At 41.8% G+C, this 14,003-nt stretch carries 12 protein-coding genes; 2 read left to right on the top strand and 10 right to left on the bottom strand.

Translation table 11 applies throughout. From position 1 onward, the window contains the following. Positions 1–117: 117 nt before the first annotated feature. Positions 118–765, bottom strand: coding sequence for a peroxiredoxin-like family protein (locus O1D97_RS13505; RefSeq protein ID WP_269126338.1), 648 nt, complete (start codon positions 763–765; stop codon positions 118–120). 212 nt (positions 766–977) lie between these two features. Between O1D97_RS13505 and O1D97_RS13500 the strand changes: the two genes are divergently transcribed. Then, on the top strand, positions 978–1,511 hold the full coding sequence (locus O1D97_RS13500) for a TetR/AcrR family transcriptional regulator (RefSeq protein ID WP_269126337.1): 534 nt from the start codon (positions 978–980) through the stop codon (positions 1,509–1,511). A 72-nt stretch (positions 1,512–1,583) separates the two neighbouring features. Here the strand turns inward: O1D97_RS13500 and phnE (O1D97_RS13495) are convergent, their stop codons facing one another. The 8 genes from phnE (O1D97_RS13495) to O1D97_RS13460 all read right to left on the bottom strand — a co-directional run bounded on the left by phnE (O1D97_RS13495) (position 1,584) and on the right by O1D97_RS13460 (position 10,906). Then, entirely contained in the window at positions 1,584–2,381 is a 798-nt protein-coding gene (gene phnE, locus O1D97_RS13495) for a phosphonate ABC transporter, permease protein PhnE (RefSeq protein ID WP_269126335.1), read from the bottom strand. 21 nt (positions 2,382–2,402) lie between these two features. After that, positions 2,403–3,197, bottom strand: coding sequence for a phosphonate ABC transporter, permease protein PhnE (gene phnE, locus O1D97_RS13490; RefSeq protein ID WP_269126333.1), 795 nt, complete (start codon positions 3,195–3,197; stop codon positions 2,403–2,405). Continuing rightward, positions 3,185–3,970, bottom strand: a complete 786-nt coding sequence (gene phnC / locus O1D97_RS13485) for a phosphonate ABC transporter ATP-binding protein (RefSeq protein WP_269126331.1) — start codon at positions 3,968–3,970, stop codon at positions 3,185–3,187. Before phnC ends, phnE (O1D97_RS13490) begins: the two co-directional genes overlap by 13 nt. A 99-nt stretch (positions 3,971–4,069) precedes the next feature. Beyond that, positions 4,070–5,107, bottom strand: coding sequence for a phosphate/phosphite/phosphonate ABC transporter substrate-binding protein (phnD, locus tag O1D97_RS13480; RefSeq protein ID WP_269126329.1), 1,038 nt, complete (start codon positions 5,105–5,107; stop codon positions 4,070–4,072). A gap of 234 nt (positions 5,108–5,341) precedes the next feature. Beyond that, positions 5,342–6,694, bottom strand: coding sequence for a sigma-54-dependent transcriptional regulator (locus O1D97_RS13475; protein ID WP_269126327.1), 1,353 nt, complete (start codon positions 6,692–6,694; stop codon positions 5,342–5,344). Next, a complete protein-coding gene (locus O1D97_RS13470; protein WP_269126325.1) occupies positions 6,691–8,598 on the bottom strand; it encodes an ATP-binding protein in 1,908 nt (635 codons plus the stop codon). Before O1D97_RS13470 ends, O1D97_RS13475 begins: the two co-directional genes overlap by 4 nt. Positions 8,599–8,904: 306 nt before the next feature. Then, on the bottom strand, positions 8,905–9,405 hold the full coding sequence (locus O1D97_RS13465) for a DUF1097 domain-containing protein (RefSeq protein ID WP_269126323.1): 501 nt from the start codon (positions 9,403–9,405) through the stop codon (positions 8,905–8,907). Positions 9,406–9,694: 289 nt separating this feature from the next. Continuing rightward, complete coding sequence (locus tag O1D97_RS13460; RefSeq protein ID WP_269126321.1) at positions 9,695–10,906, bottom strand: aromatic ring-hydroxylating oxygenase subunit alpha; 1,212 nt, start codon at positions 10,904–10,906, stop codon at positions 9,695–9,697. A 246-nt stretch (positions 10,907–11,152) separates the two neighbouring features. On the opposite strand from O1D97_RS13460, the gene O1D97_RS13455 reads away from it, so the two are divergent. Next, on the top strand, positions 11,153–12,136 hold the full coding sequence (locus O1D97_RS13455; protein ID WP_269126319.1) for a LysR family transcriptional regulator: 984 nt from the start codon (positions 11,153–11,155) through the stop codon (positions 12,134–12,136). An 88-nt stretch (positions 12,137–12,224) separates the two neighbouring features. Here O1D97_RS13455 and O1D97_RS13450 read toward each other — a convergent pair whose 3' ends face one another. Continuing rightward, entirely contained in the window at positions 12,225–14,003 is a 1,779-nt protein-coding gene (locus O1D97_RS13450) for a BCCT family transporter (RefSeq protein WP_269126317.1), read from the bottom strand.

The raw sequence follows: 14,003 nt of genomic DNA, 5'->3' as shown, positions 1-14,003 counted from the left end.
GATTGTTGCTGTAAAGGGAGATAGTTACCAATAAAAAAGCCTCTCTACTAGGTTAGTTGAGAGGCTTTGCTGCTTAGTTAATCTTGGGAGAAATATAGGCAGGCAGTAATCTGTGTTCTATGCAAGCGCTTTAAGCGTATTGATTAGTTCACTTGGCTCTTGACGTGCCGTGTAATCCGCATCAACAAAAGCACTGGCAATGGTTCCATCTTTAGCAACAACAAAGGTGGCCGCTAGTGGCAAATCAAATTGACCTTCACCATTGTGTTTTTCTACGTCGATACCAAAGGACAAGTATATTGAACGTAGCTCTTCTGGCAATGAAAATACCAATCCTAGGCTTTTTGCATATTCTGAATTCACATCGGATAAGACTTCAAATTCAAGTGCGTTCTTCTCTGTTGTTGATAAAGAGGCATCTGGTAACTCTGGTGTAATCGCAATAAGAGTCGCGCCTTGAGCTTTGATGTTCGCTAACTCTTTTTGATAAGCTTGTAATTCGAAGTTACAGTATGGGCACCAACCACCACGATAGAATGTGATGATAACGGGGCCTGATGCCAACAAGTCTTCCAAACTAACGGTCTCTCCTTTTTGATTGGGTAAGGAGAATGCAGGTAATACTTCTGATACTTTTGGTGAGGTACTTTCGATACCAGAGTCTGCCAGTGTTTGAGTGGCTAATTTCATCAGTTCCTGAACATTTTCTGGCGCTTTTTGTTTGAATGCTTCTTTATAATCGGCAATTTTTTCTTGTAAAGACATAGTAAAAACCTTGTTTAAAAATTAACTTGTATGTTCATTCAAGCAAAATTTGAACAATCATTCAACTAAATTGTAGTTTTTCCTTAATATCGCTATAGTTAGGCCGATAAAGCAAATAATGTGATTCACTTGTGAGGCTAAGGTAGGCGCATGGCTAGGGCTCAGTTTGAAAAAAACAAGTATTAAAGAATAGTTCTGACGCTTTTTGGCGTTTGGGATATAACGCAACGTCAATGCAAGTCATCTTTGAAAAAACCGGATTAAAGCCAGGGAGCATCTATCTCGCGTTCGGAAATAAAGAAGGTTTGTTTAAAGAGTCTTTAAATTACTACGCTCAGCAATCAATTTCCAAAGCGACTTCTTTAATGGAAGGCGCGGATTCGATAGGAGAAAGTATCTGTCTTATTTTAGCTGGTTTTGTTGATGATGCGTTCCAAAAAGATTACTGCAGCTGTTTTCTCGTGAAAAGTCAGTTAGAGCTCAGTGGTACACCTGATTTGCAGGCGCATGCGATTGGGCATTTGCGTGATATTGAAGGGGTATATGCCCACTTTCTTGAAAGAGAGTACTCAACGGAAGAGGCCAAAATTAAAGCCACTAGCCTGATGATGCATATTTTTGGGATACGGGTTTATGGTTATCATCAAACTACGAAAGCGCAGATGTTGGCAAGTCTAAAGCTGGGCTTGCCTTGGCTGCCGTGGGACACGCTGCCACAAGTCGCCCTGTTAGAGAGTGTTCAGTAAATAAAAAAGGATAAAAGGGCTGGTGATGTTTTTCAGTAGCCCTTTTATCCATGAAATGATGACATGAGAGGATTAGATTAAGCGCTTACGAATTTGTACCACCACGATTTCTGCAACAATAACCACCGCAAAAATGGCCAGTAACGCAATAGACACTTGTTGCCATTCAAACAAATTCATTGAATCACTGAGTACCACACCAATACCACCGGCACCAACCAAGCCTAAAACGGCAGACTCACGTACATTAATGTCCCAACGGAACAGAATGATGCTAAAAAAGGCGGGTAAGACCTGTGGCCAGTATCCCTTTAATAAAATAGACATCCACGAAGCACCTGTGGCTTTCAAGGCTTCTATTGAACCCATATGAACTTCGTCTATTGCCTCTCCTAATAACTTGCCCACAAAGCCAACAGAGCGTAATGCAATGGCCAACACGCCGGCAATCACCCCTGGCCCGAAAATGGACACAAACAACAGTGCCCATACAAGAGAGTTGACAGAGCGGGATGATACGAGGAAAAACTTCGCTATCCAATGACCCCAACGGGAAGAAGAGATGTTGTGAGAGCTCATCAATGCTAATGGAACCGCAAAGATAAGCGTTACTAGAGTCCCTAAGGTAGCAATATTGAGGGTTTCTATCATGGCATCATGAACGGCTACTTGATAGTAAGCGAAATCAATGGGCCACATGCGGTTAAACATGTCCGCCATTTGTTCCGGTGCATCATAGAAGAATTCTGGGATTACCTCGACAGATTGTATTGATTGCACCATCGCCATAATAAGAACGAGGTAAACGGCATAACGTGACAGCTTTTGTTTTAACGTAAAACGCTGCCAATGGTGATCTATTGTTGTCATTACATATTCTCCTAGACCGAATTATTTGAAAATGCGTCGAACGATATTAGATAAATACTCACCAATCATAATGATCGAAATAATGGTGATGAGGATGGCGGCAACGAAGTCGTAATCAAAGCGTTGGAACGCTGAGAATAAGGTTCCACCAAGGCCACCGGCGCCAACAATACCAACCATGGTTGAGTTACGAAGGTTTGAATCTAACTGATACACTGAGAAACCAATAAAGCGCGAGAACACTTGGGGCATTACTGAGAAAATAATGACACTAATAAAGCTGGCGCCAGTGGCTCTAATCGCTTCAATTTGTTTGAGTGAAATTTCCTCAATGGCTTCGGCAAAGAGCTTGGCGATAAAGCCAATAGAAGCGACAATCAAGGTTAAAATACCGGCTAACGCACCAAAGCCCACGCTCTTGACGAATAGGATGGCGATGATTACCGGATGAAAAGTACGGCATAAGGCGATCAAACCTCGAATGGGAATACTTATCCAGTTTGGCATAAGGTTCCTAGCGGCAAACAAACCTAAGAACAAAGAGAGGATAATGCCCACAAAGCTCGCAATGATTGCAATTTCTAAGCTTTCAGCGAGACCGCTGAGTAACAGTTCCCAACGCTCAAAATTGGGTGGAAACATGCGGCCCATGAGTTTATCCGCATGACCTAAGCCTTCGGCAAAGCGTTCCCAAGTTAGCCCCATCGCATTGAAAGAATATACAACGTAGCCAACAATTAATGTCCAGATCGCGGCTGAAAACCAATTAAACTTAAATGGATTTTCATGGTTTTTTTGAGGATCTATACTAACCATGATTCACCTCCATAAATGGTTTTAAGATGCTCATCAGTGATGCCTTCTGGTGGGCCGTCATACACAACGACGCCATTACTCATACCTATCATGCGTTTCGCAAAGCGGCTTGCTAGTTTCACATCATGAATGTTGACTAATGCGGGAATGTTTTTTTCTGCAGAAAAACGTTCTAAGAGTTCCATTATCTCAACAGCGGTTTTGGGATCAAGCGATGATGTTGGTTCATCTGCGAGCAATATTTTTGGATCTTGCATTACCGCTCTGGCGATACCGACACGTTGACGTTGGCCACCAGATAAACTGTCCGCTCGTTTTTTGGCATGTTCAGTTAACCCAACGGACTCTAGTAGATTAAAGGCGGTGTTAATGTTCTCTTGGCTAAAGTTACGACGCCAAGCGTTCCAGGCGGACATATAGCCTAAGCGTCCAGTGAGCACATTTTCAATAACGGTTAAACGTTCGACTAAATTGTATTCTTGAAAAACCATACCAACTTGGCGACGTAATTTTCTGAGTTGGCTGCCTTTTGCCTGGCAAAGATCGGCGTCATTAAATATGATTTGTCCCGCTGTTGGATCAATTAAGCGGTTAATACAGCGTAGAAGTGTGCTTTTACCTGTACCAGAAGGGCCGATGATAGCGATAATTCCGGGTTCGTTAATATTAATGTCGATTCCCTTAAGAATAGGGTTGCCAGCGGTATATTCTTTTTTTAAACCTTTAATTGCTAGCAAGCTAGGGTTTGTTTGAGCGGCATTGTGTGAGGGCATAGTCGATTTCCTACAAGCAAAGAGATGCCTGCGGCCTAAACGAGTCAGGTCGCAGGTGGTTGTGAGTCTATAAATGAATGGTTGTTTTAAGAATGAAACTTAGTTTGCTGCCGCGGCTTCTTTTGCTCGCTTTTTCGCGGCTTTCGCGGCATCCGCTTCTGCTAAACGTTTAAGACCTGTTTTTGTGTAGGCTGTACCGGATGCATGAGCAATATCTCGAATGACTTTCCAGTCTTCTTTATAAGTAACTGGATAAAAGCGATCGGCGCCACCAAAGGTTTTTTGCATTTCTTCAGGGAAGCGGAAATCTGAGAAGGCCTGTTTGATTTTAGCAACAAGATCTGGATGCAAATCATGGGCATAGCCAAATGAAGAGGTTGGGAAGCGAGGACTCGTATAAATAATACGGAAGTCGGATTCATTAACACGACCGGCTGACACCATACGCTTGTAGACATCGGATGCCACTGGCGCCGCATCATAGTCTCCAGAAAGAACACCCATAATGGATTGATCATGCTTACCAGAATACTTTACTTTGTAATCTTCATCTGGAGTGATGCCTAAAGCAGGAAACAATGCGCGAGGGGCTAAATTCCCTGAATTTGAGGACGCCGAAGTGTGGGCGACTACTTTTCCTTTCAGGTCATTCATTTCATGGATGGCGCTGTCAGCGCGAGCAATGGTAATTAGATTATAGCCTTGGAAAGATTCTGCTGTACCCTTGACGGCAATCGGTACTAATCCACCTAAGTTTACGGCATAGCCTGTTGGGCCTGTTGAAAAGCCAGCAATGTGTAATCTACCAGAACGAAGGGCTTCAACTTCCGCTGCATTTGAATGGACAGTGTAATAGACAACTTTTTTACCGGTTGCCTCACTTAGGTATTTCTGAAAATCGCTAAATGCATCTTTATAGACAGCAGGATCTTCAACGGGAGTATAAGTAAATACTAAGGTACTTGGGTCTCTCCATTTACTGGAATCTTTTGGTGTGTCAGCGACTAAATCCATATTCTCATCACAAAACTTTTCATCTAAAACACCGCGATGATCACAGTCAGCGGCTTGAACCATAGTGGCTCCCATCAGAACTGTACTTGTAAGAAGTAGCTTGTTTAGTAATTTATTAGGCATCTATTTTTCCTCAATATCTATTTTTATTATTATCGCCAATTGGAGTTATCGTCGCAGTTGGGGATGAGTTCGCCTTACATTTTTTGTAGGTCTGATGTGACTAGAGCAAAACTAATACCAATTAAAAAATTCTTTTATAAAACAATGGATTATTTGTATTTCTAGAGATGGGTGTCTTGTTTCTGGACTGATAAGTCCCATTGAAATTCATCTAATGGGACAATTTTGTCTACTTTACTCTGTGATTTTAAAATTCTGTTTGTCTAGTTGGTATTTTTTCATTTTCCGGTACAAGGTTTTTCGTGATAGATCGAGCAGCTCTGCCGCTTGGTTGATTTGACCATCAGAATGCCGTAGCCCTTCTTCAATTATTTTACGTTCAAACTGCTCCATACGTTCTTCATAGCTTCCATTTGAGTCAGGTTCTTGCTTTAACATAGTGAGCGAAGACTCAGTGATGCCAATAACGAATCGATCGACCGCATTTTTTAACTCTCGTACATTGCCTGGCCATGGGTGTTGTAATAGATAGTTGAGGTAATCTTGGGTAAGCGTTGGTAACGGGCGGTTATAATGCTCCGCGGCTTTACGAGCATAATGATGGAATAACGGCAGTATATCTTCCGGTCTATCTTTTAATGGAGGAATAATGAGACTGGCGACATTGAGTCGATAGAATAGGTCTTTACGAAACTTTCCTTCTTCGCCAAGTTGTTCAAGATCGGCTTTACTGGCCGCGATCACAGTTAACTCAACAGCAATAGGGGTTGTGCTGCCAACACGCTCAATAGTTCTATCTTGTAATACTCGTAAGAGTTTGATCTGGACATGCATGGGCATTGTCTCTATTTCATCTAAAAAGAGAGTGCCTCCGTTCGCTGCTTCAATTTTACCTATATGGCGCTTATTGGCTCCAGTAAAAGACCCTGCTTCATGACCAAATAACTCACTTTCAATGAGGCTTTCACTAATCCCTCCGCAATTGATGGCGATAAAGCGGGCTTTATGGCGGTTACTGTATTGATGTAACGCGCGAGCAACAACATCTTTGCCACAGCCTGTGTCGCCATAAATAATCGTGTCGATATTGGCCTTGGCTAATGTGAGAACATGCTGACGAATGCTTTTCATCGCCGCTGATTCTCCAATAATAAAGGTATCTAGATCAGTTTGTTGGGCAAGGTCTTCTTTTAACTTTCGGTTTTCCAGAACCAACCAACGTTTTTCCACGGCTCTTTCTAATTGACTCATTAGATGGGATGGTTGTAGCGGCTTTTCAATAAAATCGTAAGCGCCACATTTGATCGCGTCGAGTGCCATCGGAATATCTCCATGCCCACTCATGAGAAGTACAGGAATCGCTTCATCCAGTGCTTGTATTCGAGATAGAAAGCTGAACCCATCCATCTTGGGCATTTTGACATCGCTGAGAATAATGACAGGGCTGCTTTTATCTAAAGACAATAGAGCCTTGCTCGCTTGATTAAAGGTATTAACTTGGAAGCCTTCTAGTTCTAACATTTCGGTTAGTGCGTCAAGAATTGATTCATCATCGTCAATAATGAGCACTTTAATACCATTATTCATATATTATTTGCCTTTTGTAACACTAATTTAAAACAGCTACCTTGACCCAGAATAGACGTTGCTTGAATGTGTCCGTTAAAATCTTGAATGATATTGTAACTAATGGATAACCCCAATCCTAACCCTTGACCCACTTCTTTTTGAGTGAAAAAGGGGTCAAAAATTTGTCGTATTTTATCGGGCTCTATACCAATACCTGTATCGGACACCTCGATAATCACATGTTTATCTTGCTCCTCTACTCGAATATTGATTTGTTTATAGAGGGTACTTGACATGGCATCAATCGCATTACTGATGAGATTGACCAGTACTTGCTCTAATCGAATCGGCTCCGCTAATACTTTTAGTTCTTGTTGATTAGGCGGAGAACAATAGCGGTAGTCTAGGTGACATCCCTGATCGTTTATTTGGCTCGACATCAATTCAATAGAATCTTGGATAACGTTATGAAGAATAACAGGAGCGAGCTCTGTACCAGCCTCACGAGCAAAGGCTTTTAGGTGTCGCGTAATACTGGCAATTTTATCGAGTAAGGATTTGATTTTTATAATATTTAATTTTGCATTATCGGGCTCATTTCTATCCAAGTAACGTCCCACCGTATGCAAATGGCTAGCGATTGCAGTTAATGGTTGGTTTATTTCGTGAGTAATGCCAACGCTAAGCTGACCTAATGCAGCGAGTTTTCCCGCTTGGATTAATTCGGTTTGAGTGTTTTTGAGTTGCATTTCAGCCATGACTCTTTCTTCTATTTCGGTAGCCAATTTTTGGTTTGTCCGTTCCACTTCGATGGCGGTTTGTTGAAAATATTGCAGATCTCTTGCCATAGCGGAAACTTCATCATTGCCAACCAAGCGAATTTGAGTGTCTAAGTGGGAACTGGCAATCGCCCGCATATTTTGCTGTAACTCAAGAATGCGATGTAATACATTCCTACGGACATAAAACCAAGAGATAGCACAGGCGATCGCAAGGCTAATAAGTGAGAGTAGCAATATACTCTGGGTACTTTGGTTGATGGATTTTATGGCTCTTTCTAAAGAGCTACTGATACTGGCGTTAGTTGTATTGGTGTATTGAATGATTTGGGCGGCTAATTGTTGTATGTGACGTTGGCTATTTTCAAGAAAGAAATCTTGTTGGTAAACCAGGTCTAGTTCTTCATTTTTTAACTGATATAAGGAGCCTTTACGAGAGCTTATGTCTAATAAAAAACGGATAGAGTGTCTTTGTTCTGTAGTGATTTGATTGAGTAGAGGCAATTGTGCTTGTATTTCCTCTCCTAGAGACTCAAGTCGTAAGAAGGTGTAGTCCAACTCGTTAAAGGTCGCATCATTTGCTACCTTTTCTAGCATCCCGGCAAAATAATATAAACGACTGGTGACCTGCTCTAATGGAGGCGATCTTTCCATTTTATCCAAACTACTAATTAGGTTTTGAAATAATGGAAAAATACGTTTTGATTGTTGAGTGATCTTATAACGGGCAATTTCATGACGCTCTACATTCTGATTTAAAAGGACGAGGTTATTTTGAATCTGCCGAATCAGTTCTAAGAAGTAGTGGTTATATTCCGGTAAGTTTCTCATCAAGGCGTCCATATCCTTAATAGCCTCATTTAACGTTGCCATCGCTTTTAAACGGACAATATTGGCATCATTGGTGACGAGTAGTGGGGCCGTGGCCACAATTAAACGGCTTTTATCATTTAACCTAGCCGCGGCATCAAGGCCAGGAATATCTTGTTGTTTGAGTAAGAGTAAGCGATCACTTAGCTGTAAGTAGGTGTTAGTTGCGAGCCCACTAGCAATAATGGTAATGGAAGATATTAAGAAAAAAGCCAAAAAAAGACGGCCTCCAATGCCTAAATGGCGGAGACTAAACATGGTCCGGAGAGTCATTTTGCTATCCCTATTTTTATTATTAGAACACAACCAGAATATTGATTATCTATTTAGACATTAAAATTAATAGATAATCTATTCATCCTAATATATTAAAGGCAGTGTTTGCTATCGCATAATGCAATATAGGCTATTTTCTTAGTAGTAGAACGTAACCGTTGGTAAGCCCCTTCTGTACGTTTACATACTAGATATTTTTTAGGGGAAATCCCCATTTTATCCTTGAAGCGCTTTCTAATAGTAATGTATCTTCTGTGGTTTTAGAGGATCAGCTTTACAGGCCGTACAGCTTAAAAGGAAATATTATTTCGTGACCGCTGAAGACGATGGCACTGAGGATGAGCATTCCTTGCGCTGGTTACCATATTTATGGAGCCATTCGCCTCCATGTAGCATTAAATAACCAAAAATCGCACCAATAAATAAGGCCAAAAACGTCATTTCCCAAGACGCCTCCGTTGCAAAAATAGCCGCTGAGCCAATAAAGGTTCCTGGTATAAATTTGAGCACAGGTAGTTTAGCTTGCATACACATCATAAAAGCGATCACGCCAGTGGTTAAGTAAGCACTCAAGTTACCTGTAAAAAAGTCAGATAAAAACAAAATAGCGATTGCCCATAATGCCCCTGATGCGTTGGCTAACCATACTTGTATGAGTCCTTTTCCACCTTTTTCCTGGGAGGCAAAATAGCTGGTGGCACCTAAAAAAACCAGCCAACTTTCGATTCCCATTGCACTGGTTAACCACACAATAAGAGTCGATAGAATACCTGTCGCGAAGGAAGTATAGAAAAGAGAGTTCATAGAAAATACGGCCTATAGATAAAGGTCAATATAAAATTTTTAGATGATTCAGTCGGCATGAGAATCTAGCTGCCTTTCGAAGGGCGGCATTGTAACAGCTTTTTATTGGTGCTGACTATTTGGTCAAGAATAAAAATAAATTAATTTATAGGAAGGGTAAAAGCAGGGCTGTGTTAGTCAAAAAGGTGAATTTTTATAATGATTAAAGAGTCATGATATTTAAAAAGAACGTTATCACTCAATACAAAATTTGACAGTATTGAGCAATAACGCTAAAGGTGATTCGGGTTTATTCAGACAGTTTTGCTTTCATTGTGTCACAATACCAATCAACAAATTGGCAGACACCGTTTTCAGCAATGTCAGAGAAAGGTCCTGGGATGTAAGAAGGAGAGCTCACTCCTCTAAAGGTTTCTTCAACCAACTCTCTATCTTGATTATTGGTATCAACCCAGACCTTGGTCAGTGTTTCTAGGTCGTAATCTACTCCTTCTACGGCGTCTTTGTGTACTAGCCATTTTGTGGTGACGAGCGTTTCACCCGAGCTTAATGGAAGAACTCGGAAGCTGAGAGCGTAATCGCCCAAAAAGTGATTCCAAGTGGATGGGTAGTGGAAGTAAAGCAAGGCTCCTATGTCTTCTACACCAGATTTATCCAATCGGTGGTTCACTGCAGGCTGTCCTGACATTGTGTAGCTGACGGCTTTTGCCGATAGCGGAATACGAGTCATACGGTATTGACCCTTTTCATCCATAACCAAACGGCTCGGTAAACCTGCGGCTTCACACTTGTCCCAATGGGCAACCAACTCCGGATCGTCATCACCGCCGACACCCGCTACGGACAGGTTCTCAACAAATGAGTTGAGTAGTTCAGGATGGTTACTATCGCAGTGATAACATTCACGGTTGTTTTCAAAAACCAACTTCCAGTTACCTTTTTCAAGCAAATCCGCTTCAAAGGCCACTTTACAGTCTTCTAAACGGTGTGGCTCGATAAAGGGAGAAACATCTTTACGGAAAGCGTCAAAATCAGGCGCTTCTTCAGCGACGCAAATATAAATATAAGTATTCACAACTTCGCAGTGAACTGGCATTAAGTTGTGATCAGACGCAATAAAGTTATCTCCCATATTGCCAGCAAACAACAATTTTCCATCGAGGCCAAATGTCCACTTGTGGTAAGGGCAAACCAACTTGGCAGACTTTCCTTTGGATTTGCTACACAGACGGGAGCCACGATGGCGGCAGGCATTATGGAAGGCTCGGATATTACCTTTATCATCACGAATGATCACCACAGGGTAATCTCCCACCTGTAGGGTCATGTATTCCCCAGACTTGGCTAGCTCGAAGCTATGACCGGCAAAGATCCATTCCTTATGCCATATCTGTTGAAGATCTTGTTGAAAAACGTCTTCATCACGATACAGCTCTCTTGTTAATGCGTGACGAGGTTCACGCAAATGGAGAAATTCTAGTGTTTTGGATTTGCTTGTCATTGTATTTCACTCCCATGGCACTACACTGTGGTAGGTTTTCATTATTATTGTGACATTCATTTGATCCGCATTCTGGTTCTGTCACAGGTGAGGGGAAACGGATCCTGTTTGATGTGTTGTGCTGACCCCCCTAAATAAACTATTTTAGTTAAGGTTCGTCTTTTCTATTCGTTAGTAATTCAGTGTATTGATCGTATTGAAATGGGTAAAGCGACTTTTTATTCGATAAATTGAGTACTTGCAGTTATGGCTAAACATGTAGAACCCGACCAGATTCTGGTTAGAATGCCTTCGTTACGAGCGGTAAAATCTTTTGTTGCCGCGGCTAAATACCAAAATTTTACCCGTGCGGCTGAAGCGCTTTGTGTTACACAAGCTGCCATAAGCCGCCAAATCAGGGAGTTAGAAGCGCATCTTGGCGTCGCTTTATTTAAACGCACAGGTAGAACCGTTGAATTAACCGAAGCCGGAGTCATCTTCTATGACGCCGCTCATCTTTCCTTTGTAAACATTGCGCAGGCGGCCCAAAGGATACAAAACAGTGGCGTAAAAAAACAGGAGTTAGTAATCTGTTGCTCTCCTGCTTTCTCTGCTTTTTGGTTATCTCATAGATTATGGCGCTTTTTCTCCGCCAATCCTGATATTAACGTTAATGTTGTTGCAACGAATAATTTTTTACAAATGGAACCGGGGGTGCGCCCCGATATTTTTATTAATAAAATCAGTGATCCGCGAGAAGGTTATCACTCTGAACCTTTATTTTCTGATCTTATTTATCCTGTATGTTCACCACAATATTTAGAGCAAAACCCAGAGATTAATACATTAGCTGGATTACAACACTCTACGTTATTGAATTTAAGCCCATATGGCCGTTCTCAAATTGCTGAGCATGTTGATTGGCGAGTCTGGTTTAACAGTCAGGAAGCGCAATCTGATTTTGAATTTGAAAGCGACAGTCATATGTTTAACGCAAATGATTACAATATGCTGATACAGATGGCCCTAAATCATCAAGGGGTAAGTCTTGGGTGGAATCATTTAATTTTACCCATGATAGAGCAAGGACGGTTGGTTAAAGTTGGAGACAGTGAAATTTCGTTTAAAGAAAAGAAACACTTTTTAACTTACTCAGAAAGCAAGCAAGACAGTGAGGCTTTTTCTATCTTTAAGGCGTGGTTTTTGAGTGAAATTAAAGATGAGAAAACCTGGTTAGGAGAAGTCGAATAACTAACAAAGTCTGCAAACCGACTTTTATAGTGATGTCGGTTTTTAGCCTTTGTTAGTGATGAATGATCAGTCTGTTGTATATAACGGACTATCTATTGATAAACATGGCCTTGGCAAGAGAGATGCACATTAACACCATGATGAAGGTAAAAGGTAAGGCACCAATGATCATAGCACTTTTTATGGCTTCTAAACCGCCACCGCCAGCAATCAATAATGTTGCGATAACCAATGTTAATAAGACCCCCCAGATGATTCTATGCAAAACCCCCGTTTCTTGAGCACCACCTGACATAATGGTATTCATGACTAAAATACCCGAGTCGGCAGAGGTCACAAGGAAGGTCATAATTAACACAATACACATGATGGAAATGGCCGCCAGTAGATCACCAGAAATCATATGCTGTAAGGTGACAAAGAGCTTTGCTGTAAAGGATGCTCCGGCAATAGCGCCTTCTGCGGTGCCATTTAATTCTAGATCAATGGCTGTACCACCTAATAGTGTCATCCAAGCAAAGCAGACTAAAGAAGGTGCAATCACAGCGCCAATAATGAATTCGCGAACAGAGCGACCTTTTGATATACGTGCTAAAAATAGCCCCACAAATGGAGAGAAGGCAATCCACCAAGCCCAATAAAAGGTCGTCCAACCTGACTGCCAACCAAATAAGCGTCCCGTTGTTCCTGCATCATACACCGCTGAAAGCGTTGCCTCATCTAATAAAGCGACTTCAGCGGGTAAAGCACTTTTAAAGCTGTCAAAAGATCCCCAAGCATTCGTTGCACCACTATACAATTCTGACGCAAAAGGCCGTGCGGCAGACGGTAGGTTAGCAATAAATGCGGATTCACTTTGAGGACTGTAGGCATTAAACCCGAGAGATAGGAAATGGAGAATATAATCGACAAATGCGGTGGCATAAGTGGTCATTGCAAAGGTAAATGACCCAAAGACAATGAAGGTTAATAAGAGCACACAAGACAAAACGAGGTTAAGGTTGGATAGGTATTTTACACCTCGGCCAACACCGGAAACGGCGGAAAGAATAGACATGGCCATAATGGTGACAAGTGCTGTAATCAAGCCAACAGTAGACGGTGCAGGGGCTTCGGTACTGCCATTCATCAACCACCCTATACCTGTAATGGCATATACGCCTTCTACAAATTGACTAATACCAAAACCAATCGTTACGGACACGCCCAGAATAGTCGCAACCACACCTAATACATCAATTAAATGGCCAATAATACCATTAGAAAAACGCCCTAGAAGAGGCGTAAGAGCGGATCGTATTGTGAGCGGCATGTCTTTTGTGTAGGCGTAATAGGCCAAGCATAACCCCGTTACTACGTAGATAGCCCATGCATGAAAACCGTAATGGAGGAAAGTAAAGCGAAATGCGGACTCAATGGTCTCAGTCGCACTCCCAGTGATATTTCGGGCGACGACTTCAGGGTTTGATCCCCATAAACTCAGAGGTTCGGCGGTAGCGTAAACCATAAGGCCTACCCCTAACCCTGCCCCAAACATCATAGAAAACCATGAAAAGTTGGAGAACTCAGGTTTTTCTCCCTCCGGCCCTAAAATCTGTTTTCCAGTACTTGGTAAGACAGCTAGTACCAGCAGAAACATGGCGAAGGCACCCACAGTGATAATATAAAAAGCATTGAAGCCACTTAAAATAGACCACTTCCAGGCGCCTAATTGACCATCCGCTGAGGCTGGCCAAATGAGAGCCCATAAAACCAAAAGAGTCATAGACACTTTGCTAATTAAAGCAATCGGGAGGCTGTATCCTTTGTAAAATCCTGATTTTTCAACCGGGATATCAACATCCGTAAATGTTTCATTAATAGACAT

It is taken from the genome of Marinomonas phaeophyticola, from assembly GCF_026966905.1.
In the GTDB taxonomy this organism is placed as follows: domain Bacteria; phylum Pseudomonadota; class Gammaproteobacteria; order Pseudomonadales; family Marinomonadaceae; genus Marinomonas; species Marinomonas phaeophyticola.
The sequence above is the reverse complement of the archived record's forward strand: the minus strand, read 5'-3'. Positions and strand labels throughout refer to the sequence as shown.